The organism is Anaerobacillus sp. QJM3NY_32 (assembly GCF_056173645.1).
This window is the reverse complement of the sequence record NZ_CM149684.1, coordinates 4225986-4251633: the sequence shown is the minus strand read 5'-3', so window position 1 is coordinate 4251633 and position 25648 is coordinate 4225986. Positions and strand designations below refer to the sequence as shown.

Annotated in this window: 23 protein-coding genes; 17 read left to right on the top strand and 6 right to left on the bottom strand. The window is 40.5% G+C overall.

Annotated features, from left to right (window positions below; translation table 11 throughout):
* The first annotated feature begins 13 nt into the window (after window positions 1-13).
* Window positions 14-1906 carry a cation:proton antiporter gene (locus AC0VYH_RS21790; protein ID WP_194218211.1) on the top strand — a complete coding sequence of 631 codons (1893 nt, stop codon included), beginning with the start codon at window positions 14-16 and terminating at the stop codon, window positions 1904-1906.
* A gap of 81 nt (window positions 1907-1987) precedes the next feature.
* Here the strand turns inward: AC0VYH_RS21790 and AC0VYH_RS21785 are convergent, their stop codons facing one another.
* Entirely contained in the window at window positions 1988-3064 is a 1077-nt protein-coding gene (locus AC0VYH_RS21785) for a CotH kinase family protein (RefSeq protein ID WP_475373142.1), read from the bottom strand.
* A gap of 232 nt (window positions 3065-3296) precedes the next feature.
* Here AC0VYH_RS21785 and AC0VYH_RS21780 point away from each other — a divergent pair, with 232 nt between their 5' ends.
* The gene (locus AC0VYH_RS21780; RefSeq protein ID WP_475373141.1) at window positions 3297-3653 is read left to right on the top strand and encodes a hypothetical protein; all 357 of its coding nucleotides are present in this window, start codon (window positions 3297-3299) and stop codon (window positions 3651-3653) included.
* 87 nt (window positions 3654-3740) lie between these two features.
* Window positions 3741-5072 carry an NAD(P)/FAD-dependent oxidoreductase gene (locus tag AC0VYH_RS21775; protein WP_475373140.1) on the top strand — a complete coding sequence of 444 codons (1332 nt, stop codon included), beginning with the start codon at window positions 3741-3743 and terminating at the stop codon, window positions 5070-5072.
* Window positions 5073-5111: 39 nt separating this feature from the next.
* Here the strand turns inward: AC0VYH_RS21775 and AC0VYH_RS21770 are convergent, their stop codons facing one another.
* Window positions 5112-6509, bottom strand: coding sequence for an MFS transporter (locus tag AC0VYH_RS21770; RefSeq protein ID WP_475373139.1), 1398 nt, complete (start codon window positions 6507-6509; stop codon window positions 5112-5114).
* Between the two features lie 229 nt (window positions 6510-6738).
* On the opposite strand from AC0VYH_RS21770, the gene AC0VYH_RS21765 reads away from it, so the two are divergent.
* The 3 genes from AC0VYH_RS21765 (at window position 6739) to AC0VYH_RS21755 (ending at window position 10811) form a co-directional block, all read left to right on the top strand.
* Entirely contained in the window at window positions 6739-7728 is a 990-nt protein-coding gene (locus AC0VYH_RS21765; protein ID WP_475368245.1) for a LacI family DNA-binding transcriptional regulator, read from the top strand.
* Between the two features lie 176 nt (window positions 7729-7904).
* Window positions 7905-9299, top strand: coding sequence for a sucrose-specific PTS transporter subunit IIBC (locus AC0VYH_RS21760; RefSeq protein ID WP_475373138.1), 1395 nt, complete (start codon window positions 7905-7907; stop codon window positions 9297-9299).
* A gap of 66 nt (window positions 9300-9365) precedes the next feature.
* Window positions 9366-10811, top strand: coding sequence for a glycoside hydrolase family 32 protein (locus AC0VYH_RS21755; RefSeq protein ID WP_475373137.1), 1446 nt, complete (start codon window positions 9366-9368; stop codon window positions 10809-10811).
* 51 nt (window positions 10812-10862) lie between these two features.
* Here the strand turns inward: AC0VYH_RS21755 and AC0VYH_RS21750 are convergent, their stop codons facing one another.
* Entirely contained in the window at window positions 10863-11654 is a 792-nt protein-coding gene (locus AC0VYH_RS21750) for an SDR family NAD(P)-dependent oxidoreductase (protein ID WP_475368243.1), read from the bottom strand.
* Between the two features lie 331 nt (window positions 11655-11985).
* Between AC0VYH_RS21750 and qoxA the strand changes: the two genes are divergently transcribed.
* From qoxA to qoxD, 4 genes are read left to right on the top strand one after another with little or no spacing between them, the layout of a single operon-like run.
* Window positions 11986-12921: a cytochrome aa3 quinol oxidase subunit II gene (gene qoxA, locus AC0VYH_RS21745; RefSeq protein ID WP_194218220.1), complete on the top strand. Its 936-nt coding sequence runs from the start codon at window positions 11986-11988 to the stop codon at window positions 12919-12921.
* Window positions 12922-12938: 17 nt separating this feature from the next.
* Window positions 12939-14882, top strand: a complete 1944-nt coding sequence (gene qoxB, locus AC0VYH_RS21740; RefSeq protein ID WP_194218221.1) for a cytochrome aa3 quinol oxidase subunit I — start codon at window positions 12939-12941, stop codon at window positions 14880-14882.
* Window positions 14883-14896: 14 nt separating this feature from the next.
* Window positions 14897-15505: a cytochrome aa3 quinol oxidase subunit III gene (qoxC, locus tag AC0VYH_RS21735; RefSeq protein WP_194218222.1), complete on the top strand. Its 609-nt coding sequence runs from the start codon at window positions 14897-14899 to the stop codon at window positions 15503-15505.
* A 1-nt stretch (window position 15506) separates the two neighbouring features.
* On the top strand, window positions 15507-15833 hold the full coding sequence (gene qoxD / locus AC0VYH_RS21730; RefSeq protein WP_194218223.1) for a cytochrome aa3 quinol oxidase subunit IV: 327 nt from the start codon (window positions 15507-15509) through the stop codon (window positions 15831-15833).
* 93 nt (window positions 15834-15926) lie between these two features.
* Here the strand turns inward: qoxD and AC0VYH_RS21725 are convergent, their stop codons facing one another.
* Window positions 15927-16211, bottom strand: coding sequence for a spore morphogenesis/germination protein YwcE (locus AC0VYH_RS21725; protein WP_194218224.1), 285 nt, complete (start codon window positions 16209-16211; stop codon window positions 15927-15929).
* Window positions 16212-16391: 180 nt separating this feature from the next.
* Between AC0VYH_RS21725 and AC0VYH_RS21720 the strand changes: the two genes are divergently transcribed.
* The 3 genes from AC0VYH_RS21720 (at window position 16392) to AC0VYH_RS21710 (ending at window position 19811) form a co-directional block, all read left to right on the top strand.
* On the top strand, window positions 16392-16973 hold the full coding sequence (locus AC0VYH_RS21720; protein ID WP_475373136.1) for a hypothetical protein: 582 nt from the start codon (window positions 16392-16394) through the stop codon (window positions 16971-16973).
* 15 nt (window positions 16974-16988) lie between these two features.
* On the top strand, window positions 16989-18164 hold the full coding sequence (locus AC0VYH_RS21715; protein WP_475373135.1) for a GNAT family N-acetyltransferase: 1176 nt from the start codon (window positions 16989-16991) through the stop codon (window positions 18162-18164).
* Between the two features lie 414 nt (window positions 18165-18578).
* Window positions 18579-19811: an SGNH/GDSL hydrolase family protein gene (locus AC0VYH_RS21710; RefSeq protein ID WP_475373134.1), complete on the top strand. Its 1233-nt coding sequence runs from the start codon at window positions 18579-18581 to the stop codon at window positions 19809-19811.
* 103 nt (window positions 19812-19914) lie between these two features.
* Here AC0VYH_RS21710 and AC0VYH_RS21705 read toward each other — a convergent pair whose 3' ends face one another.
* Window positions 19915-20637, bottom strand: a complete 723-nt coding sequence (locus AC0VYH_RS21705; RefSeq protein ID WP_194218230.1) for a 3-ketoacyl-ACP reductase — start codon at window positions 20635-20637, stop codon at window positions 19915-19917.
* Between the two features lie 200 nt (window positions 20638-20837).
* On the opposite strand from AC0VYH_RS21705, the gene AC0VYH_RS21700 reads away from it, so the two are divergent.
* From AC0VYH_RS21700 to AC0VYH_RS21685, 4 genes are all read left to right on the top strand, one after another.
* Window positions 20838-22262 (top strand): aldehyde dehydrogenase family protein, encoded by a 1425-nt coding sequence (locus tag AC0VYH_RS21700; RefSeq protein WP_283153259.1) that lies wholly within the window; start codon window positions 20838-20840, stop codon window positions 22260-22262.
* Window positions 22263-22430: 168 nt separating this feature from the next.
* Window positions 22431-23654, top strand: coding sequence for an ISL3 family transposase (locus tag AC0VYH_RS21695; RefSeq protein ID WP_475367286.1), 1224 nt, complete (start codon window positions 22431-22433; stop codon window positions 23652-23654).
* A gap of 192 nt (window positions 23655-23846) precedes the next feature.
* Window positions 23847-24014: a hypothetical protein gene (locus AC0VYH_RS21690; RefSeq protein ID WP_194218232.1), complete on the top strand. Its 168-nt coding sequence runs from the start codon at window positions 23847-23849 to the stop codon at window positions 24012-24014.
* Window positions 24015-24087: 73 nt separating this feature from the next.
* Entirely contained in the window at window positions 24088-24225 is a 138-nt protein-coding gene (locus AC0VYH_RS21685) for a hypothetical protein (RefSeq protein WP_475366231.1), read from the top strand.
* A gap of 42 nt (window positions 24226-24267) precedes the next feature.
* On the opposite strand, the gene AC0VYH_RS21680 is transcribed toward AC0VYH_RS21685, so the two are convergent.
* Window positions 24268-25647 (bottom strand): PTS ascorbate transporter subunit IIC, encoded by a 1380-nt coding sequence (locus tag AC0VYH_RS21680; RefSeq protein ID WP_475366230.1) that lies wholly within the window; start codon window positions 25645-25647, stop codon window positions 24268-24270.
* Between the last annotated feature and the right edge of the window lies 1 nt (window position 25648).

Genomic DNA, 25648 nt, shown 5'->3' with positions numbered 1-25648 from the left:
AAGGAGGCTATCCATGGTCGATTCGATTTTATTTAATATTATGCTTGTGGGTGCCCTTGGCATCTTTTCACAGTGGATTGCCTGGCGTTTTCACTTCCCTGCCATTGTCGTTATGTCCATCATTGGATTGCTTGTCGGTCCGCTTTTTGGATTACTTCATCCAGAAGATGTATTTGGTGACTTATTTGACCCGTTTGTATCTATTGCAGTTGCCATTATTTTATTTGAAGGAAGTCTAAATCTTGATTTTCGTGAGATTAAAGGGCTTGGAAGACCAGTCGGAAGAATTGTAACGATAGGAGCTTTTCTAGCGTGGCTCCTTGGTTCGTTATCAGCCCATTATGTTGCAGGTCTATCCTGGGGCGTAGCATTTGTTATTGGTGGATTATTTATTGTCACTGGCCCTACGGTCATTTTGCCGTTATTGAGACAAGCCAAACTAAAACCAAGACCCGCGAAAATATTAAAGTGGGAAGGAATTATCGTTGATCCACTTGGAGCTCTTCTCGCTGTGTTTGCATTTGAAATTATTAAATTCTTAAAAGTAGAAGAAGCAACGGCAACCGTCCTTCTTGTCTTTTTCTTAGGATCCCTTTTTGCGACATTATTTGGCTTCTTATGTGGTCGCGGAGTAGGTTGGATGTTCGAGAAAGGTTATGTACCTGAATTCTTGAAATCTCCAGTCGTGTTCGCAGTGGTGATTCTTTGTTTCGCAGTGGCTGATGAAATCACGCATGAAACTGGACTGCTTGCTGTTACGGCAATGGGTATTACTCTTGCCAATATGCATATCTCTTCGATTGATGATATGAGGCATTTTAAAGAAAATATATCAGTGCTATTGATCTCTACGATTTTCATCATGCTAACAGCTTCTTTATCAGTTGACACTTTGCTTGAAATTTTCCATTGGCAAATTCTGGTATTCGTAATTCTGATGTTATTTGTAGTAAGACCACTATCCATTTGGTTATCAACCATTGGAACGGATTTATCATGGCAAGAAAAAACGCTTGTTGGCTGGATCGCGCCACGAGGTATTGTGGCATTAACTGTAGCGAGCTATTTTGCTAGTGTTTTACTTGATGCAGGATTTGAGGATGCAAAAATATTAATGTCACTTACGTTTGCATTAGTATTCGCTACTGTTGTAGTTCACGGCTTTTCTATTCGTTGGACTGCTGAGAAGCTTGGACTAGCGAGTGATGGCCAGCCCGGTGTTCTGATTGTTGGGGGTAGTACGTTCTCTACGGCGTTATCCAAAACGCTGAAAGAACTTAAAATCCCTGTATTAATAACAGACTCATCATGGCAAAGGCTGCTTACAACGAGAAAAGCAGGAGTACCTTTTTATAGAGGAGAAATACTCTCTGAGCAAACAGAGTATCGCCTTGATCTCACCCCTTACGAGTATATGCTTGCAGCTACGGAGCTTGATTCTTATAATGCGCTCGTTTGTACGACTTTCGTTCCGGAGATTGGTCGTAATAACCTCTTCCAGTTAAGCTTACGTAACGATCGAGGAGATGATCTTGAGGAGCTTGTTCACACGATCGGTGGACGTGTAGCCTTTAAAGAAGGAGCTACATGGGAAAGCCTGAATCGTAAGGTAGAAAGTGGTTATGTTTTCCGTAAAACAAACATCACTCAGCAATATGCTTATGATCAATACCTGGAAGAAAGAGATGATGAAACGATCATGCTCTTTGTGAAAAAGCCCTCTGGAAGTTTGGAGTTCTTCGCCCATGACTCTCAAACTAGAGCTGAAGCAGGTGATGTTATTGTTAGTTTGATGCCACCTAGTAAAGAATTTAATCGGATTAGAGAAAAGCTTGAGAAGCAGCGATCCGATGAGAAACTAGAAAAAGATAAAGAACAGAAGAAACAGAAGGAAGAAAATGAGTAAAAGCCCCCGTTTGGGGGCTTTTACTCATTTTCATTTAGTGTTTAGGCTCATTCGAGTGACAGGCACCGGCCAAAAATTCTTTTAAAAATCGGTCAATTCTTTCTTTATAAAATTCACGCGGTCTCGGATGTATTGAAGTATAAAGTCAGGTTCTGAATCAAAGTAGCTTAGTTTATTTTTTAGAAAAGTATCGTTAATGGCATAAGGTCTCAAAATTTGGTGAAGTTCATTGATCTCTTTTTCAAGTTCTTTGGTGGTAAAGAATGTTTCTATTGTTTGCTCAAGCTTTAATCGGTATCGAGTCCTAAAAGTAGGACAGGCTAGTAGTCTCGCTGTAAGCGTATTGTAGCCACTGATGGGGATATAGTCATGTTCCATCATTCTTCCGTTAATATCTCGCCCCCACGTAGCGTCATAATCCCATGGAATAACTTCAAACCGATTGGTTTCTCTGTTTTGGTAAAGGGCGTAGTTTTGAATAAAGGCGTCAAAGTTTTGTGTGCAAACGACGCCACATAGCCAGTTTAAATATTTTTCAACGTCTATTAAATTGTTTATTTCAGTTATAAACTTTTCTTGTGATAATGTGTTGATTTTATATAGAAGAATTTCAACTGAATGATCGTCTGATTCCAATCCATATTTTCTCATATATCCATCAAGCAATGATTTCTTCGGTTTGTAATCATCAGGTCGAAGGAGTGAAAAATTGGCGTCATCATTTTGAGCATAGTAAATGGGCCCATCTGGTAGGTTATGATTGTTAAGGTAAAATTCATCTATCGAATCCAGTTTTAAATAGATGCTTGAGAAGAGGTTATTGTGTGTGAGCATAATGTGTTCAGCATTAGGAGTTAGTACATTCAATTTATGAAATAAATTGAAAGAAAGCTTACTTCTTAATAATGAATAATCATTGAATTCGGCATTTAAGTGCAGTGTTTTTTGATGGTGAAATAAGTTCTTGTCATTAAACTCAACCATATAGGATTTTTTTTTGAATTTTCGCGTGTGTGCGCCACGATAAGTTGTTTTCACCTCATAATTCGTTTGGTCTACTTGTAAAACAGCTGGTACAAGTTGATCGCTCCATTTATCTTTCTTTAGCTTTTTCATACCTTTTTTATCGATCGATAAATGATAGTGTGGAATGCTCATACGTCACTTCCTTTATCCTTTTCCTACTCATAACAAGATATGAGGTCATATGAGATCATGCCACTTAAATGGGAGAGAGTGGAATTTTCCGTAGGAACTGAACAAGCTCTTCATTTCTTCATATCATATAGTAATGCTAAAGCAGAAGATAAGGGAAGGGAGCAAACAGTGTTGAAGAATGTTTCAATGAATGTAGAGGTGCTATTACAACAAGCTCAGGAAGCAGGTCTTGATGAGTTTCTTATTCAAAACCCGATCGAAGCTAGAGGTGGCAAGCGTAAGTCAGGGAAGAAATCTGGTCGTCGTTCAGGTAAAGGTTCAAGCGGTTGTCGTAGTCGTCGCTCAAGTGGAAAACGTAGCTCAGGGAAGCGTTCACGTTCAGGACGTCGTAGCTCAGGAAGACGTTCAGGTAGGCGTTCAAGCGGCAGACGTAGCTCAGGCAAACGCTCGTGCGGCGTGCGCTCTGGACTTTTCTCGACAGGGAGACGTAGCAACCGTCGCAGCCGACGCTCAGGTAGGCGTTCGAGCGGCAGATGTAGCTCAGGAAGACGATCAAGTGGCAGACGTTCAAGAGGACGTCGTTAGATAATATTTGCTTTCATTTAAAGGACTGATTTTTAGAGATCAGTCCTTTTGATGTGGTATGCTTTTAAATAAAAAGAGTGGAGGTAGTGCCATGTACGATGTCACGATCATTGGAGCTGGAGTTAGTGGTATTTTTATGGCATATCAGTTAACAGAGCTACATCCAGAATATAAAATTATGTTAATCGATAAAGGAAAGAAGCTTACCGATCGAAATTGTAGGGCTCGTTCACAACAAGAATGTTCTTGTGACGTTTGTGACCAATACATAGGGTTTGCTGGGCTAGGTAAATCAGAAGGTAAATTTAATTATACGAATGATTTTGGTGGTAGTCTCGGTAGAAAAATAGGTACTGCTCAGTCGGAAAAATTGATGTGGGAAGTCGACCGCATTCTTTGTTCTTTTGGCGGGGACAAGGCTGAGCTCTATCATACATACAGTTCGGAGTTAGAGGAGAAAGCCAAAAACGTAGGATTAGATGTGTTCACGACATCAGTTAGACACCTTGGAACAAACCTTTCTTTTGAAGTGTTTCAAAATTTGTATGAGTATTTGTTAGAAAGAATCGATTTAAGATTTGAAACGGACGTTTACTCGATTGAAAAAGCAGAATACTTTGACATAGATACATCAAAAGGAATCATGAAAACAAAAAATGTTGTTATCTCGACAGGCAATAGCGGAAGTGAGTGGATGTATGCCCAATGTGAACAGTTTGGTCTCGTGCCTGGTCCTGCTCGCCTTGATTTGGGTATCCGAGTAGAAATGCGAGGTGATCAGCTCACATCCATTTTGAAGGATACGTTCGAAACGAAGCTTCATATCCAACGAGAGGCATTTGAAGGAACGACGTACTGTATGAACCCAAATGGGAGAATCATAAGGAAATATCAACACGGACTTGTTATGCCCGATGGACAGAATAAAAGGGAAAAGAATGCTCCAGGAAACAACTTGAACTTCACTTTATTTGTTCCTTCTTTTTATTCTTCGAAAGAGGAAGCGGATCACACTGCACAGCAAATTATTAGGGGGATTAATAGAGAAAGGGATCGAATTGTTGTCCAGCGTCTGCGGGATTTAAAAAAACATAAGGCTACAACTTCGACAATCCTAAGTTCGAATTCAATTGTTCCTTCCCTTGATGGAGAAGCTGGGAACTTGATAGACGAAGTGCCCAACATCTATCTTCGTGCGCTTCAGGAGTTTCTTGATTGCCTCGAAAAGTTGATCGCTGAGCCAATTGATGAAGAGACGTTACTATATGGTATGGATGGGAAGTTTTATGAAGCTAAGATCCAGACAAATGATCAATTTGAAACAGAGATAGAAGGGTTTTTTTTGATCGGAGATTGCTCTGGTGAAACGCATTCTCTATCACAGGCAGCAGCAAGCGGTTTATATGTTGCAAATTTGATGTAAGAAAAAGATCGGCTCTATGGCCGATCTTTTGATTGCTTATTATGACGCAGATGATTCGGATAGTGCTTTTTCACGTTTTGATAGAAATTTCAACGTGAAGATGGCAAATGCGAGCAGAGCAATACAGGTTAACCCAAGGTACAAGTTACTAAAAATGAGATTACTTCCTGATCGTGTAAGTGGATTCATCGAAAAAGTAACGTTTTTCATTTCAAGAAGCCTTCCGAAAATAGCTGAACTAAAAGCGCCAGCAAGGAAGTTCAATAAATTGAAAACCCCCATACCTACACCATTTTGGTTATCAGGTAGAATGGAAGACAGGAGATCAGCTGTTGAACTCTGGATGAGTGGAAACCCAAGGTAAGCTATTAATAGACACGGTGCAATAACCCATGCGTTGTAACCTGAAAACGTTGAGATGAAAAATGTTCCACTTGCGATCAGAAGAAGCGCTATTTTTACAACAAGTATTGCGCCACGCTGTTCGATGATTCTACCACCGATTTGGCCGATTAACCCAGCAGCCATTGCCCCGGGAAATAAGACAAGACCGATATTTAAGGTTGATAGCCCGTTAAGCTCTCGCAACATAATCGGGATGACGAAGATCAATCCAAAGAGCGCGGAAGTTCCAAGGAAACTAGTTAACACGGTGATCGTGTATTTGGTATTTTTCAATATAACGGGATCGATAAATGGGTGTGTAATCGTAAACGTTCGCCATAAGAATAGAATGAAAAAGACGGTAAAGAGGACGAGTAAATACCAAAGGAACGTTGTAATATAGAACAACAATGATGCTACCGATACGGCCATAAGCGCAGCACCTGGTAAATCAATGGATCCTGAACGCTTTTCTTCATTTGGTAGCCATTTTCTAAAGAGCGGAATGGCAAATACAGTCGCAACAGAGAAAAGGAAAAGGAAGCGCCAATTCAGCGTACCTCCTACAACACCACCGATTATAGGACCGACACCTGAAGCAAAGGCAACGGTGGAAGAGATCAATCCAAACACTCTTCCTTTTTCTTTAGGGAGAAACCGAATTGGAACAATAAAGGCAAGCGCTGGAATTGTTGCGCCACCAATTGCTTGAAGTATTCGTGCTGCTAGAAGAGTAGTATAGTTGGGAGAAAGAAAACCAATAAAGGCCCCTGTAGCAAAAATACTAATCCCTATAGTAAAAAGAGTTTTGATTGGATAGATATCCGCTAGCTTACCGTACATAAGAGAGCCAATGGCAAATACAAGAATATATCCAGTTAACACCCAGCTTACTTCTGATGGACTGAGATTAAAAGATGCAGCAATATCAGGAATGGCAACGTTGAACATCGTTCCATTCATAACGGCAAAAGCTAGAATCGTACAGACAAGAATAATTAGCTTTTTCCGCGCTGATGCATCTAAATTTTCATGTTCATAGTGGTCTGTCATAGCAGCCCTCCTTTAAATAAAGTTATTTTTTTGGAGTATCTATTAACGCTATTTATTTAGTATCACGAAATAACACACACTCTTCTACATCATAGAGGGCATTACATTAGAAGTAAACTGAGGAGACTTACAAAATCGGTCCTCCCTACACATATTTCCAGTTATAGACAACAGCAGTGAGATCGATTATGATGAATTAAGGAAAGACTGTCATGATGGAGGAACGGTTATGCCAACAATTAAGGATGTAGCAAAACGAGCAGGTGTTTCAAGAACAACAGTCTCGCGAGTGCTGAATGACAATGGTTATGTTAGTCATGAAGCAAGGCAGCGCGTCGTTGAAGCAGTGGAAGAGATGGGATATATTCCGAGTGCACATGCGAAAACAATGCGTACGAAGCGTTCGGGCGTTATAGGCGTTATTCTGCCAAGAATCAGTACTGAAACAGCCAGTCGTGTTGTTAATGGGATCGAGAATGAGCTTGCGGCCAACGGTTATCAGATTCTTCTAACCAATACCCAATTACAGCCTGAGAAAGAAATACAAAATATAAAGCTATTAAAAAGTCGTCAGGTGGACGGTATTATTTTGCTTGCCACAAATCGGAACCAAGAATTACTTGATACCATTTCAGATGCTTCTATTCCTTTTGTTGCAATTGGACAGGAATTAAATGGCGTCATGTCTGTCGTATACGATGACTATCATTCTTCATATAGTGTGACAGAGTCACTTATAGAAAAAGGTCACCGCCACATTGGTTTTATAGGTGTACCAGAAACAGACCATGCTGTTGGGATCGTGAGGAAACAGGGTTACCTTGATGCAATGAAAAAGCACGGTTTAACAGTGGAAAAAGGTTGGATTCAATATGGGAACTTTACATTTGAGTCCGGATATGAAGCTGCCAAACAATTAGTGGAGCAATCTAAATTAAAACCAACCGCTATTTTTGCCGTAACGGATCGCATGGCGATTGGAGCGCTTGGCTTGTTGAAAGAGCAGGGGATTCGCATTCCAGAAGATATGGCATTATTCGGTATCGGTGCTTCTGACTTATCCCGCCACGTGACGCCGGCATTATCAACTGTGGACTATTTTAATGAAGATGCTGGACAGAAAACGGCTCAGCTTATTTTAGAGCAGCTATCAGGGAAAGTTTTGGAAAAGAAAAAGCTTAAACTTAACTATAGACTTATTGAAAGGGATAGTGTATAGTAACTAGTGAAAGCGATGTCAATTTCTTTTTAACCAATGTGGAATCGTTCACATATCACTCATTATTTAATTACTTAACGATAGACTAAAAAGAGCGAGGAAATGAAAACGCTCTTATTTCGCCAAATATGGAATCGATACCATGCGCAAGATATAATGTGAAGGGAGTTAATGATATGGCTACAAACCGTGAGATTGCTCAGGAAGTCATTGATGCTATTGGTGGACAGGAGAATATTCAATCTGTTGCCCATTGTGCAACAAGACTAAGAATTATGGTACACGACAAAGAAAAAATTGATCAAGAAAGAGTAGAAGGGGTAGAGAAAGTAAAGGGTGCCTTCTATAATTCTGGACAATATCAGGTTATTTTTGGAACAGGGACTGTTAACCGAATTTATGATGAGGTGACAGCGCTAGGAGCAACTGGTTCTACTAAGTCCGAAATTAAAGAAGAATCAGCAAAGCAAGGAAATGCGTTTCAACGTGCGATCCGCTCATTTGGTGATGTGTTCGTTCCAATCATTCCAGCGCTTGTAGCAACAGGGTTATTTATGGGACTACGCGGTCTTGTGCTTCAAGAAGAGATACTTGCTCTATTCGGCTTAACACCAGGGGATATCTCAGATAACTTTATTCTATTTACACAAGTTCTAACGGATACAGCATTTATCTTCCTACCAGCGCTTGTAGCATGGTCAACCTTCCGAGTGTTTGGAGGAAATCCGACGATCGGTCTCGTACTCGGATTGATGCTTGTTACGCCTGCTCTTCCGAACGCATGGGAAGTAGCGGCAGGAAATGCAGAGCCACTTAAGTTTCTAGGGTTTATTCCAGTAGTAGGCTATCAAGGTTCGGTTATTCCCGCTTTTGTTGCAGGTTTACTCGGAGCAAAGTTAGAAAAACGAATTCGTAAAATAGTACCAGAAGCACTAGATCTTATTTTAACTCCGTTCCTAGTATTGTTAATTATGATTACTTTGTCGCTATTTGCGATCGGACCTATTTTCCATACGGTAGAAGAGTACATCATGGATGGTACGATTTATATTCTTGATCTTCCATTTGGTCTAAGTGGTTTAATCATTGGATTCTTCCATCAAATTATTGTTATTACAGGTGTTCATCACATTTTCAACTTCCTTGAAATTCAGTTGTTTGAAAACCTTGGCTACAATCCATTTAACCCAATTATTTCTGCGGCAATCGCAGCTCAGGGTGGGGCAGCACTTGCTGTTGGCCTGAAAACAAAGTCTAAGAAATTGAAAGCATTAGCCCTTCCATCTTCTTTATCTGCTTTTCTTGGAATTACAGAGCCGGCTATCTTTGGTGTCAATCTCCGGTATATGAAGCCATTTATCATGGGATTAATCGGTGGTGCAGTCGGGGGATTCCTCGCATCACTCTTTAAGTTAAAAGCGACGGGCCTTGCAGTTACTGTTATCCCAGGTACATTACTATTCTTGAATAGTCAGATTGTATTGTATCTACTTGTTAACATTATTTCGATTGGGATTGCCTTTGGTCTTACATGGGCATTTGGCTACAAAGACGGTATGCTAGATAAATAATAGCGAAGGGGATCCTCAATAAAGCGGATCCCCTTTTTCAAAATTTTAATGAACTAGGTGATTTTTATGACGGATCGAAACGAGCAGCTAAAGGATCTTGCAATGAAAGAAATAGAGGCACAACGTGAAACAGTTGAAAGTGACTACCGCCGCTCAGCATTTCACTTAATGCCACCTGCAGGGTTATTAAATGATCCAAATGGTTTTATACAATGGAAGGGCGTTTATCACGTTTTCTTTCAATGGATGCCTTTTAAAACGGATCATGGCGCTAAATTCTGGGGACATTATACGTCGACAGACCTCATTAACTGGGAGCTTGCCCCAATTGCCTTAGCCCCTGGGGACTGGTACGACAAGAATGGCTGCTATTCGGGAAGTGCGGTCGTCTCTGAAGATAAATTGATGCTTTTCTATACTGGGAATGTAAAAGATGAGCAGGGAAATCGTGAAACCTATCAGTGTCTGGCTGAATCTGAAGATGGGATTCACTTTGATAAAAAGGGCGTAGTATTAAACTTGCCTGAGGGATATACCCCTCATTTTCGAGATCCAAAAGTGTGGCAGCATTTAGAGAAATGGTACATGGTGGTTGGTACGCAGAACCTAAATGAAGAAGGTCGAGTCGCCTTATTTGAATCAACCAATTTAAAGGACTGGATGTTGAAAGGGGACGTCACAGCTTCTGGGGAAGAACCGATTGGTGATTTAGGATTCATGTGGGAATGCCCTGACTTATTTGAGTTAGATGGGAAGGATATTCTTCTCTTTTCCCCACAAGGGCTAAAGCCTACAGGATACTTGTACCAAAATGTCTATCAAACAGGGTACCTTTCTGGAGAAATGAATTATGTGAGTGGAAAGATGAATCACGGATCGTTTACAGAGCTTGATCGAGGTTTTGAATTTTATGCACCACAAACGACACTTGATGAGAACGGAAGAAGGCTGATGATTGGTTGGATGGGTGTGCCTGAGCAGGGAGAAGAGCATCATCCAACAATCGAACACAAATGGATACACATGCTAACCATTCCACGAGAGCTTTATTACGAAGGGGATAAACTTATCCAACGTCCTGTGAAGGAATTAGAAGCGATGCGACAGAATGAAGTGAAAAAAGAAATCACGCTTTCTAATGAAGAAAAGGAATGGGAGGAGTTTCACGGAACCACATATGAATTACTTCTTCATGTGCAGAAAGTGGAAAACTCGTTTGCTGTTAACTTCCGAAACAATGCCGAAATGATTTATGATGCTGATAAAGGAATATTAACGTTTAAACGAAAGAGTTTTGTTGATGGAAAGGATGAGTCGCGAAGCTGCTCCATCGATGAAGTTTATAACCTTCGATTCTATGTCGATTCATCCTCGATTGAAGTGTTTGTAAATGATGGTGAGGAAGTGTTCACATCAAGGTTTTTCCCTGAAGAACATGATGTAAGTCTTACCTTTAAAAGTAACGGCTATGTAGATGTGCAAGCGACAAAGTGGCTACTTGAAGCAAAATAGCAGAAAACCCCTCTGACCAAGTCAGAGGGGTTTTCATATTGGGTGGTGCTATTAAACGGAGCGAATAATTCCGCCCTCTACACGCTGAGCTGATCCATTTATCGCTGATGATAATGGTGACGCGAGAAAGGCTACTGTGTTTGCCACTTCTTCGACTCGTGCAAAACGTTGAATTAACGATGTTGGTTCGTTGTCTTTAAAGTAGTCTCGTGTAAAGTTATCAAGATCTTTCTTTTCTTCGGCAGCTGCGCCTTCCATGAAGCTTGCTACGCCATCTGTCCATGTTGGACCCGGTAGTACAGAGTTAACAGTAACATTTGAGCCTTTTGTTATTTCAGCAAGTCCGCGTGATAAGCTAATTAAAGAACTTTTCGTTACCGAGTATGGAAGCATTTGGGATAGTGGTTTAACGCCTGCTTCACTCGCGATATTCAGGATTCGTCCTGTATCCCTTGATAGCATAGCAGGGAGAAATTCGCGACTCAGTCTCACGGCACTAATGACGTTTGTTTGGAAATAACTCATCCACTCTTCATCTGATACGTCTGTGAACGGCTTAACTTCAAATGCCCCCATATTATTAATTAAGATGTCGAGCTGACCAATCTTGTTTACTTCTTCAATGAGTTGCTTGCTTTCGCCTTGCTTTGAAAGATCTCCAACAACGCCGTGTACATTCCCGAGTGATGATAGTTCCTTCACCACATCCTGTACACGCTCATACGTACGTCCGTTGATAATAACTTCTGCACCTTCTTTTAATAGTACTTCCGCAATTCCTTTACCTATTCCGGATGTTGACCCTGTAACAAGTGCTAGTTTGTCAGTTAATTGTAAGTTCATGATAAGCTCCTTTCAAAATACAGTCATACTTTATCAATTAGTCTATTGAACAGACAACGATCGTGCTTGAAGAAAAGCAGAGACAAATGAAGCAAGCGCTGTTATATCCATTAAAGTTAAATCATTCCACAAATTTGAACAAAATATGTATGAAATGTGACAAAAAAGTGATAAATACATGAGCAACTTTTGACATCTTGTGACACCTGTCACATTTATGAAAGGAACCTGCTACAATAGCCAATGGTAACAGTTGTTTCTGTCATTTTTTGTTTAAAATCTACTTAACTAATATATAGGAAGAAAGGAAGGTGGCCTGGCGGTGAAGCGAATGAAATCATTTTTTGCGCTCAGTATGTTTCTTGCAGTGATGGTATTGAGTGGCTGTAGTAACTTAACCGTTCTTGATCCAAAAGGACCTGTAGCAGAACAACAAGCGAATTTAATTCTTTTCTCTATTGGCTTTATGCTGTTTATTGTTTTGGTCGTGTTCGTGCTATTTACACTCATCCTTGTTAAATATCGTGAGCGTAAGAGTGGTCCTGAATACGAACCTCCACATATCGAGGGGAATGTGTTCCTTGAAATTGTTTGGACTGTAATTCCGGTAATTATTCTTATTGTCCTTGCAGTGCCGACTGTACAAACGATTTTTGCACTAGAAGAGGCACCGGAAGCGACGTCTCATAAAGATCCAATCGTGATTCATGCGACATCAGTCGATTGGAAATGGGTGTTTAGCTATCCAGAAGAAAATATTGAAACGGTGAACTATCTTCATATCCCTGAAGATCACCCAATTCTATTTAAATTAGCATCGGCAGATTCAATGGGATCATTTTGGATTCCGTCACTTGGTGGGCAGGAATACACAATGTCTGGCATGATGACAGAACTTTATTTGCAAGCTGATGAAATTGGTGAGTATCGCGGACGTAATGCCAACTTCACTGGTGAAGGATTTACTGAGCAGGTATTTACTGTAACAGCTGAATCTCAAGAAGATTACGATGAGTGGGTAGAAGAGGCGCAAGACGCACCTGAACTTACTCAAGAGAAATACAATGAGTTGATGCTTAAAGGTCATACAGAAGAGCAGACATTCTCAGAAACTCACCTTCAGTGGGTTGATCATGGAATGGACGCTGAATACGCAACAAAGGTCCGTAATGGCGAATCAACTGATGAAGATGAGTCCTCAGAAATGGATCATTCAGAAATGAACCATGAAGACTCTGAAAAAGATTCCGAGGAACACTCGCATTAAGAGAGGAGGAAGACACCATGAAATTGGATGAATTTTTTGTCACCGGGGATCCGCTGATCTATGGGGCGGATGTATCAATTGCACTAACATTGATTGGCGCAATCTTCGCCTTAACGTATTTCAAAAAGTGGAAATGGTTATGGACGGAATGGCTAACCACTGTTGACCATAAAAAACTCGGTATCATGTATATCATCGCAGCAGTTCTTATGCTTTTCCGCGGTGGTGTAGATGCCATGCTCATGAGGGCGCAATTAACGGTTCCAGATTCAAGCTTTTTGGATGCGAACCACTATAATGAAATATTTACAACGCACGGAACAATCATGATTATTTTCATGGCTATGCCGTTCTTAATTGGTTTAATAAACGTTGTTGTACCATTACAAATTGGTGCACGAGACGTTGCTTATCCGTTTTTAAACGCAGTAAGTTTCTGGACTTTCTTCATGGGGGCTATGCTCTTTAACATTTCATTTGTTATTGGTGGATCTCCATCTGCTGGTTGGACAAGTTATGTTCCATTAGCTGGTCTCGAACTAAGCCCAGGAGTAGGGCAGAACTATTACTTACTCGGCTTACAAATTGCAGGTATCGGTACATTATTAACGGGTATTAACTTCCTCGTTACGATTTTGAAAATGAGAGTACCATCTATGAAGCTTATGCAAATGCCTATGTTTACATGGTCTTCATTAATTACGATGGTTATCATCATCTTTGCATTCCCGGTTCTTACCGTGGCACTTGCACTTATGACGTTTGATCGTCTGTTTGGAAGTCACTTCTTTACAATGATGGATGGCGGTATGCCAATGCTTTGGGCAAACCTCTTCTGGATTTGGGGCCACCCTGAAGTGTACATTGTTATTCTTCCGGCGTTTGGTATGTTCTCAGAAATTATTAGTACATTTGCACGTAAGACACTTTTCGGTTATAAAGCAATGGTTTATTCCATGGTCGTTATTGCCGGACTAAGCTTCCTAGTATGGGTTCACCACTTCTTTACGATGGGAGCAGGTGGAGCAGTTAACTCATTCTTCTCCATCACTACGATGTTAATCGCCGTTCCGACAGGTGTGAAGATCTTTAACTGGCTATTCACTCTGTACAAAGGGCGAATACGATTTACGACAGCGATGCTTTGGTCGCTTGCCTTTATCCCGAACTTCGTTATCGGTGGGGTAACAGGTGTTATGCTAGCGATGGCAGCCGCTGACTATCAGTACCACAATACGTACTTCCTAGTTGCTCACTTCCACTACGTGCTCATCTCGGGTACTGTGTATGCTTGTTTCGCAGGTCTATACTTCTGGTATCCAAAAATGTTCAATCACCGTTTGAACGAGCGTCTTGGTAAATGGAGTTTCTGGATTTTCGTTGCAGGATTTAACTTATGTTTCTTCCCGATGTATTTCCTAGGTCTTGCAGGAATGCCTCGTCGTATTTACACTTATGGAATTGGAGACGGATGGATGAGCTTGAACGTACTTGCTACGTTCGGTGGTATGCTAATGGGAATCGGATTCTTGATTCTTGTTTATAACATCTACTATAGCTTCCGTTACTCTCCACGTGAAACAACTGGTGACCCTTGGGATGCTAGAACACTTGAATGGTCAACACCAGCTCCAGTACCGCATTATAACTTCGCTCATCTTCCTGAAGCGAAAGGACATGATGCATTCTGGATTATGAAAGAAGAGAAGAAACAAGGGAAAACACCTGAGAAGAAACCTTATAAACCAATTCATATGCCTAGTTACTCTGGCGTGCCGATTGTGATGAGTGTATTCTTCTTTATTGCAGGATTTGGTATGGTATTCTCTTGGACTTGGATGTCTATTCTTGGGCTAATTGGTGTCCTTGCAACAATGGTGATCCGTTCATTTGATTATGATAAAGGTTTCTACGTTAGCGTAGAAGAAATAGAAGAAGATGAGAAAAAAACTACTTTATAAAGGAGGCGTGAAGCATGGAATCAGTCGAATATTCTCCTAACACGCCTTTAGAATATCAGTCGGAAACTGGCCGACTGAATATTCTAGGCTTCTGGATTTTCCTCGGTGCCGAAATCGCTTTGTTCTCAACGCTGTTTGCCACTTATCTAGTATTAGTTGGTCGTACAGCTGGCGGTCCAGGACCAGAAGAGCTTTTTGAAATTAGTGGTGTGTTAATTGAAACATTTTTGCTACTAACAAGTAGTTTCACATGTGGACTTGCTATTCACTATATGAGAAATCATTCTCTTAAAGGATTGTTTCTCTGGTTAGGTATTACACTCGCATTAGGTTTAGGATTCCTAGGGTTTGAAATTTATGAATTTGTTCATTACATTCATGAAGGTGCTGCACTAACAACTAGTGCCTATTGGTCTGGCTTCTTTGTATTAGTCGGAACGCACGGTGCCCACGTAACAATGGGTATTGCATGGATTTCACTTATTTTGATTCAATTGAAGCAACGCGGATTAACACCTGACACAACAAGGAAGGTCTTTATTTCAAGTTTATACTGGCACTTCCTTGACGTTGTGTGGATCTTTATCTTCACAGCAGTCTACTTGTATGGGATGGTGATGTAAGATGGCCTCAAACAACGAGCAGACAAATAGTCATAGCCACTTCCCATGGAGCCACTTAGTTGGTTTCGGTCTATCGATCGTTTTAACACTACTTGCTTTATGGGTCGGATTCGCTTCAGACTTTAGTTTTAGAACGATTATGATTATTGTTGTCATCCTGGCATTGATTCAGGCAGCGATTCAGCTCTTAATGTTTATGCATATTACTGAGAGTGATAGTAGCCGAATTCAGGTCGGAACGATTCTTTACGCAGTTTTCATTGCGGTTGCAGTCGTTGCCGGTACAATCTGGGTTATGTCATTCGGCATGCACAATATGAATATGTGATTCAAAAAAAGCTGTTCACCTCTTGAGGTGAACAGCTTTTTTTAAATTGAAATTTTGTAGAGATTTATGAATCTCCACAGTACTGTTGAAAATTTAGTCTTCTATTTGTGACATTTTCTTTGCAAGTGAACGTTCCTTAAGGAATGGGCGAGCAAAGATGAGATAAGCCGCTAAATGAGCGAAAAGAACATTAATCGCGAAAAGAGTAATAAAGAGTGTATGTGCTACTGGAGTCATACCGCCACCAATGTAGAAAATAAGTAGCGCCCAGATTGCCACAATAAACGGTGTGTGTAAGAAAGCAAGCTTCTTATAATCCTGCCACAGAAACAACGGTGTAGCCGTGATAACGAAAAGATAGACCATATAGACATCCATAGTTAACAACTCCTTTTTATGATACCGCTTACAAACTAAGCTTATGTCGAAATAAAGAATAATTTGTGAATGTTTTGTTACAATTAGTATACCACAATTGTTCGAAAATTCTACACATATTTGAGATTTTTTCAGGATAACTTTATGATTTAGAAAGATAAAGAGGAAAGAAGGTGCATGATGAAGAGATTCATCTTACTTATCATATGGCTTGGGTTTATACTGTATTCAGTTTTTCTAGCGCCAGAAGGAAATGGTCCTTATCTTTCTGAATTATTAACGATGAATCAACCCGATCCCAGTTTACTTGCCATGTTTTCACTACTCGGAGTATTTCCTGCTGTTTTTGCTGTATTGCTGTTACGGAGCGACCGTGGTTCAATACCAGCATGGCCATTTGTACTTGGTTCATTTGTAGCTGGGGCATTTAGCTTAATGCTATATTTTATTTTAAATAAGAAGAAGGATGCCCCGAATCGAACGCCAGATAAGTTGAGGATATTACTTCAATCTCGTGGTCTTTCCCTTGTCCTTATTATGATAGCTCTTGGTTTAATGATTTACGGACTAGTTGCTGGAGATGCTTCTATTTATCAAAAAGCTTTTCTAGAATCGAATTTTGTTCATGTGATGACGATCGATTTTCTAGTTTTAACAGGACTCTCTATTCTGGCTTTACGTGAACGCGACCATGTGTCAGGAATACATGGTGTTCTACCGATTATTGGTCCACTCATGATTGTAATAAAAGGAAAACATTAAAATAGGAGGCTTAACATGCGAAGATTAGAAAAAAGCGAAGTAATTGATGCCGTACGACTTTCAGAATATGCTTTTCAATATAAAGTTCCTGATAAAGATTTAGAAGAAAAAATTAGGGGCTATAGTCAACATGAAATATGGGGAGATTTTGAAGGCGACGAGCTTGCCGCTAAGCTTCATTTAATTGATTTTGAAACATGGATTGCTGGGAAAAAGTTCGCTATGGGCGGTATTGCGTCGGTTGCAACATACCCTGAGCATAGAAGAGGTGGGAGAGTAGCACGTTTACTACAAAACGCCCTATTGGAAATGAAGAATAGAGGACAAACAATCTCTTTTCTCCATCCTTTCCAAATTTCCTTTTACCGTAAGTTTGGTTTTGAAGTTCTGAATGACTGGAAAAAGTTAAATTTTAAGAAGGAAGATTTCAAACTGTTACCACGTGTAAATGGTAAAGTTCGACGAATTGCACTAGAACACGTTTACGAAACGCTTAATCCAGTATATGAAGAATTTGCTAATCGATTTAATGGCATGCTTGTTCGAACGGAAAGCTGGTGGCGGGAACGGGTATATTCAGAAGGATTTCAGTTTGCGGGATATCGAAACGAAGAAGGCAGATTAACAGGATATGTGTACTATCAAGTAAAAGATCGTTCGATTGAGATAGAGGAATTGGTTTATTTGGATGGTGAGGCGAGACGAGGGCTTTGGAATTATATCTGTCAGCATGATTCCATGATTGATGATGGAACACTTCTGACGAATGTAGCCGATCAACTTCCTTTCTTGCTAAATAATCCTAAAGTGAAAACAATAGTTGAAGCCTATTTCATGGAACGAATCGTAGACGTAGAGAACTTTCTAAAACAGTATCCATTCAAGTTAGATAAGAATGAATCATTCTTTCTACATATTACAGATGAACATGCACAATGGAATAATGGGAGCTATCATATTAGCGCGGAGGGAGTTAATGTGTACAAGGGAGATAAAGAAAATGCCGCTTGTACGCATCCACCTAAACGTGGACTACGATGTAATATTAATACGTTGACAGCCCTTCTAACTGGCTATCAGATGCCGGAATTGCTTTATGAAGCAGGTTTACTGCAAGGACCAGAGAAGGAAGTAGCCATTCTGCAAAAAACAATACCGAATAGAGAAACGAATTTTATGGATTTCTTCTAATAAGTCCACCTTGGCCTGCTGCTTTCTCAATTGTTGAGGTAAATGAATTAATAATCGCTTTTGTTTAATTGAACCGTTTTTCATTAAAAAATCCCCTCTTTCAAATAATGAAAGAGGGGATTTTTTTGTTGATCTTCCTATGGACCGGATTTTTAAATTTATAATGTGCGAATCTTATCATCTTCTTTCCGTTTTAACTGTTCGTAATCTATATATCAGTTTGTTTGCATGTTTTTTACGTTAAAGCTCAAGCGGCTTCATTCTATAGGAATAAGGGTATGCTTCTTAATTAAGAATAGGAAACAAAGAGTGGTCGACCAACTGAGATTATTGGAAATATGCGAAGGCTTTTTTAACGGAAGCGCTTTGGAAGTCACAAGTTCAATAGAAAACAACATGAGAGGCGAGAAAACAATGACGCGAATAGGAATTGGCTTTATCATCATTGCACTCATTGGATCAATCAGTTTGGTAAGTGCTAAAGGATGGCCTTCATCAAATAATGGTGCATCAGAAGAGAGTGAATGGATCGGATCTTGGACAGCAAGCATGCAGGCGCCTGCTCAGGATGGAAACTCGCATGAAGGTTTTAAGGATCAAACAATCCGCTTAATACTTCGTCCCCATATGGATGGAGATCAAATGCGTATTCGACTGTCTAATGAATTTGGTTCATTACCTTTATCTATGAAAGAAGTAAGGGTTGCTGTCTCAAAAGAAGGTGCGAGCGTAGACGGCGAGACAGATCAAGTTATCACGTTTAACGGAGAGAAATCCGTTACAATTCCTCCAGGTGAAAAGCAGTATAGCGATTCGATTGAATTCCCTGTTGGTGCGGATCAGAATCTTGCTGTCAGTTTATCAGTAGATGGTGAGACTGGACCTACAACATGGCATCAGCGTTCAAACCAAACGGTGTACATGTCGGAGGAAGGGAATCATGCTGGGGATGCGGAAGGTACATCATACACTTCAAAAGAAGAAGCCTGGTTCTGGCTAGATCGATTAGAGGTGGTTTCAAATAATTCAGTAGATGGTGCACTCGTCATAATGGGGAGTTCAATAGCGAATGGCAATTATTCAACTATGAATGCGAATAACAGATGGCCAGACTATCTTGCCAATCGAATGAATGAAGAAGAAGCTCAAGTGAACATGTCTGTCTTGAATGCAGGGGTATCTGCGAATCATTTAATTAATAGCGAAGAAGGAAAAGGCGAGAACGCATTAGCTAGATTAGATCGAGATGTTTTAAGCCAGGAAGGGATAAAAGCGGTTCTATTGCACGAAGGTATAAATGATTTAAGACACTATCCTGAATATGATTCAGAGAAAATCATTGATCGAATGAAAGCAATTATTAAAGCAACTCATGAAAAGGGTCTTGATATTTATGGAGGGACGTTAACACCATATAAAGATTCCGATATGTATACAGAAGAAGGGGAGAAAACACGTCAGGAAGTTAACGAATGGATCCGGACAAGCGGAGCCTTCGATGATGTAATTGATTTTGATAAAGCATTGAGAGATCCTAACGATCCTGCGAAATATCTCTCGAAGTACGATTCTGGAGATCATTTGCACCCAAATGATGAAGGGTACGAGAAGATGGCAGATACGGTTGATTTATCGATGCTTGAATGAGGGAAGGCAACGTTTAATTATTATGTAGGAAAGCGATTTAAACAAACCAGGGGCCTCATTGCAATGAGGCCCCTGGTTTGTTTGTGTATTTGTTTTTTATGATTTAAAACGGATTTGTCGCCCACTGCAATGACTGCTTGATGAAAATGCGAGGGTGCAATTTCAACTGGCCAACCATATATTCAGCGAGATCTTCAGGTTGCATATACTTTTCCTTATCCTGTTCGTCGAGCTTGTCGCCGAAGACGAGTTCAGTAGCAACAAGGCTTGGATTTAGTGTGAAGACGCGAATATTATTTCGGCGAACTTCTTGCATGAGGGCTTCGGTCATGCCCTGGATGGCAAACTTAGAAGCACTATAAGATGTTGAACCAGCTGTTCCTTTTAGGCCGCTACTTGACGAGATTGTGATAATATCACCGCTATCTTTATCGATCATTTGTGGAAGAACAGCCCGCGTTACATGATACGTCCCGTAAACATTTACTTCGAGAGTTTCCTTCCAGTCATCGGGCGCCATTTCTAAGAATGAGCCATATCGCCCCATACCAGCATTATTGATCAAAATATCTGCCGAGCCGAGGTCGTTTTTTAAGTGATCAACGGCTTTATTAACTTCCTCAATCTCTGCAATGTTAGCAGGAGCAACAACGGCTTTAATACCGTAAGATTCTGCTTCCGCAGCGACTTCTTTTAGCTTGCTTTCTGTTCTGGCAATCAAGCCAACATGAACCCCTTCACTTGCAAGCTGAAGAGCCGTCGCACGTCCGATACCGCTACTTGCCCCAGTAATATAAGCGATTTTACCTTTAATGGATTGTCCCATTATTGATCATCCTTTCTTCACGTCTCTATCTAATAGTCTAAAGCTAGCATACCCAGAATTCAAAAATAAGCAATCGCTTACTAAACTTCATAAAAGCATTCGTATGTTTAACTATAGTCCTTAACGGTTACAGTTACTGTGGAAGCAAAGATAAGCTAAATGATATAAATCGATTAAACATAAAAAGGAGTTTTTACATCATGCGTAACCAATTAAAACATTACATTAACGGCGAATGGGTTGAATCTACAGGTTCAGAAACACATGACGTAATCAATCCAGCGACAGAAGAAGTCATCGGCAAGATTAGTTTGGGAACGAAAGAAGATTTGGATAAAGCAGTTAAAGCAGCTCGTGCGGCATTCCCTTCTTTCTCTCAAACAAGTCGAGAAGAACGTGTGAAAATGCTCGAAGATATTGCGGCAGAATACGCGAACCGTAAAGAAGAAATCATTGACGTGATTACACAAGAACTTGGTTCTCCTCGATCCATTTCAGAGAAAGTTCATTACAACATGGGCTATCAACACTTCTCTGAAGCAGCGAAAGCACTGAAAGAGTATTCTTTCTCAGAAGATCGTGGCGATCATACGATCTTTAAAGAAGCAGTTGGTGTAAGTGGCCTTATTACACCTTGGAACTTCCCGACAAACCAATCGTCTACTAAGATTGCGAGTGCATTTGCAGCAGGTAGTCCAGTTGTCTTAAAACCAGCTGAAATCACACCATTTGCAGCAATTATCTTAACAGAAATCTTTGATAAAGTTGGTGTACCTAAAGGCGTATTTAACCTTGTGAACGGTACAGGCGAAACGATCGGTGACGGCATTAGCTCACATCCTGATATCGATTTTGTTTCGTTTACAGGATCAGCAGGCGTTGGTGAAAAAGTAATGAAAAACGCAGCAGAAACAATCAAGACAGTGGCACTTGAACTTGGAGGTAAATCTCCATTTGTCATGCTTGAAGATGCAGACATTACAAAAGCTGCTAAAGCTGCTGTAAGCCACATTGCAACAAACTCTGGTCAAGTATGTTCAGCTGGGACTAGAATGATTGTTCCTGCTTCTAGAAAAGAAGAATTTGAAGAAGCGGTAAAAAATGTTCTTCCTGAATTCCCAGTTGGCGATCCGAATGGAAATAACTATGTAGGACCACTTGTTTCTGAAAAGCAGTGGAATACCGTGCAGTCTTATATTCAAAAAGGAATTGACGAAGGCGCGACACTCATCGCAGGTGGAACTGGTAAGCCAGAAGGTCTTGAAAAGGGCTATTACGCACAACCAACTATCTTTACAGACGTGAAGAATGACATGGTCATTGCGCAAGAAGAGATCTTTGGACCAGTTATGTCGATCATCACATATGAAACAATTGATGAAGCGATCGAAATTGCAAATGACGTTGTATATGGCCTGGCAGGTTATGTCTTTGGTGAAGATAAAGAAACGCTTCGCAAAGTTGCAACAAGCATCCGTGCTGGACGAATTAAAGTGAACAATGCAGATATGGACTTTGCAGCACCATTTGGTGGTTACAAGCAATCCGGTATCGGACGCGAGTGGGGAGACTTCGGAATTGAAGAGTACCTTGAAACGAAAGCCGTACTAGGATTCCCTTCTTAAGTGAATTTGATAAATTATGAAAGAGAGCAGTTGCCATAATGGCAGCTGCTCTTTTTTTGGCTCTATAATATTTGTTGGGGTTTAAGAAAATGAAGCACAAAAATACACGCAAGCTCCTATATCTTTTAAACTTGAATTGACGAGAAACAAGAAAAAGATTGGAGTTGCGTGTACGTGCATTTTAACATGAATTTACCCGGATTAGAAGAAGTGATGGTATCGAAAATGGAAGCCATTAATGGCCAGTATCATGTTCATATTGAAGTGCCAAAGAAGGCGCACCAGTGCCCCCAATGTGAAGAATGGACTGTACGTGTTCATGATTATCGGACTCAGAAAGTACAACACCTTAAAGTATTTGAGCGAACGGCTTTTTTGTTTTATCGCAAGCGCCGTTATGTGTGTGCTTGTGGGAAACGATTCGCTGAAAGGAATTCGATCGTCAATCGCTATCAGCGTCACTCAAAGGAATGGAATCAGGCCCTGGGATTACGCGTGGTACAGGGGAAGAATTTCAAGGATACCGCAGCCCAATTTCGTACGTCGCATTCAACTGCGATAAGGCGGTTTGATGAAGTCGCCGCACCAACGCTTCAAGAAGTGAGTGATCTTCCTCGTGTCATCGCTATTGATGAATATAAAGGAGATACCGATGAAGGAAAATATCAAGTTGTCATTGCGGATGGAGATACAAAGCAGCCTTTGGATATCCTTCCTAATCGCTCCATTGAGACCGTAAAGGACTATCTTCGCAAGAAGGGGTCGCGAGTTGAAGTGGTGATCATGGACATGAGCTATGCCTTCAAGTCAGCTGTTCAAAAGGCACTAGGAAAGCCGATCATCGTGGCTGATCGCTTTCATTTTTGTCGCTACATCTATTGGGCATTAGAGCGTGTACGAAGAAGAGTTCAACAGAATTTCCATGATTATGACCGTAAAAAGTGCAAGCGAATGAAGCATGTTTTTTACAAGCGATATGAGCAGTTGAGTGAGAAACAAAAGTGGTATCTGGACCGTTACCTTGGATTATCCGAGGAATTACGAAAGGCTTACGAGTTAAAAGAAGCGTTTCGAAGCTGGTTTGAGGAAGCGAAACGAATCGGTCAAGAGAATCCTAACCAAGTTAAACAGTCTCTGTATAATTACTACAAAACGGTTGAAGCAGCGAATATGAAGGAGTTCAGACAAGCCGTTCAAACACTTAAGAACTGGCAACCAGAAGTCCTGAATAGTTTTGCCTTGAACTATAATAATGGTTTTATCGAGGGTTTAAACAATCAAACGAAGGTCATTAAGCGAAATGCCTTTGGTTTTAAGCGATATGACCGCTTACGAAGAAAGATCCTTTTACATCATCAGTACAAAAAAATTCGTCATTTTCAACTAGGATAAGGAGTAGGAGATGAATCTCCTACCCCAACATTTGATTTAGAACCCTTTTTTTAGTAGGGTTGTAGTTAAAAGTAGCGGAAATCACTTATTAAGGTCTGTAAAGAAACAACAAAACCTTTTAATTTTGCTCACAACTCCATGTTAGACGTAAGAAATGATAAATTAGTTTTGTATGAATTTAGGAGGTGCGAGATGTTTCTCTTTTTTCTTATCGTAGCGAGCAGCGTAGTTGGACTTATATTGTTGCCATTGAATGAGATCGGACTCATCATTGGATTTGGTATTATCGTAGGTTGCTTGCTCCGAGGGCTTTATTTGCTTCATGAAATTAATCGTAAGCTTGATCGGGAAAAGATGTAATAGTCTGTAAACTATTCTTTTAAATGGAATCGACTATAAAGGTGCTAAGTTTTTATTAATCCAAGAGTTAGAGATGTCCATTAGAAAGAGTTTAATCTTTGGCACGCAAATTGGAATGGCTGATTTTTCAACGTTAGAGAGAATGTATTTCCAATGGCTAGGATCAGCTAGTTTATATGGTAACTGCGGAAAAGTATTTGGCGTAGTATGAAAGAGACCATCCCTTTAATTAGGGATGGTCTCTTTCAATCATCTACATAGCTTCATGTTTTTCTTCTAAATTATTCTTCGCTGAAGAACGTTTAATTAAGCCAGTCCCTACAAATACAGCAATTAGTATCGCAGCAACGATCACAAGGAATAGAACGTTAGAAGATAGCAGTTCAATCAAGCCACCGAGAAGGAGTCCAACTACACCGAAATCTGAATCTCCGAACGTCGTTCCTTGAAATCCAAGTGAACCAAGCACTGGCAGAAGTAGTGCTGGTAAGAAACTGATGATTACACCATTAGCCATCGAGCCAAATACTGCTCCTTTACGCCCGCCAGTCGCATTACCGAATACGCCAGCTGCGGCACCGGTAAAGAAGTGAGGCACAAGACCTGGGACAATCACTTTTAGACCTAAGATCGGTAGAAGGAACATGCTGAGAAGTCCTGCGACAAAGCTAAAGAAGAAACCGATGATGACCGCATTGTTTGCGAATGGGAACACAGATGGAGCATCAAGTGCTGGAATCGCATTTGGTACGATTTTATCTGCAATTCCTTTAAAGGCTGGCACAATCTCAGATAGGAGCATTCTTACACCCGCTAAAATGATGTACACTCCAGCTGCAAACGTTAACGCTTGCATAAATGAGAAGACTAAGAAGTTTGTTCCACCGCTTAGCTCGGATTCGATGAACGCAGGCCCTGTGAAAAGAGCGACTACGAAGAAGAGAATCGCCATCGTAAGAGAAACGGATACAGATGTGTCTCGCAAGAAATTAAAAGACTTAGGTACTTTAATTTCCTCAGTAGATTTAGAGTTTTTACCAACTGCTTTTCCGACAGCAGCTGCGATTAGATAACCGAATGAGCCAAAGTGGCCGATCGCGAAATCATCGCTACCTGTAATTTTTCTTGTGTAAGGTTGCAGTAAGGCAGGTAAGAGGACCATCAGAGAACCAAGAATAATTGAACCAGTGACGATCATTGTTACGCCGCTAAAGCCACCAGTTGAAAGAATAACAGCAATCAGACATGCCATGAACATGGTGTGATGACCAGTTAAGAAGATATATTTAAAAGGGGTAATGCGTGCTAGAAGAATGTTTGCTACCATTCCGAAAAGCATAATCATCGCTGTTTCTGCGCCGAACGCATCCTGTGCTAATGCTACAATCGCTTCATTATTCGGAATGATTCCTTGAATTTCAAAAGCGTGATCAAACATACTACTAAAGTTATCAAGGGAGGCGACAAGCACGCCAGCGCCTGCCCCTAGAATGACAAATCCCATGATCGTTTTTAATGTACCTGATATAACATTTGCGACATCTTTCTTTTGAAGAAGGAGACCAATAAGGGCAAATAACCCTACAAGAATCGCCGGTGTTCCTAGAATATCTTTCATTATAAGATCGACCATG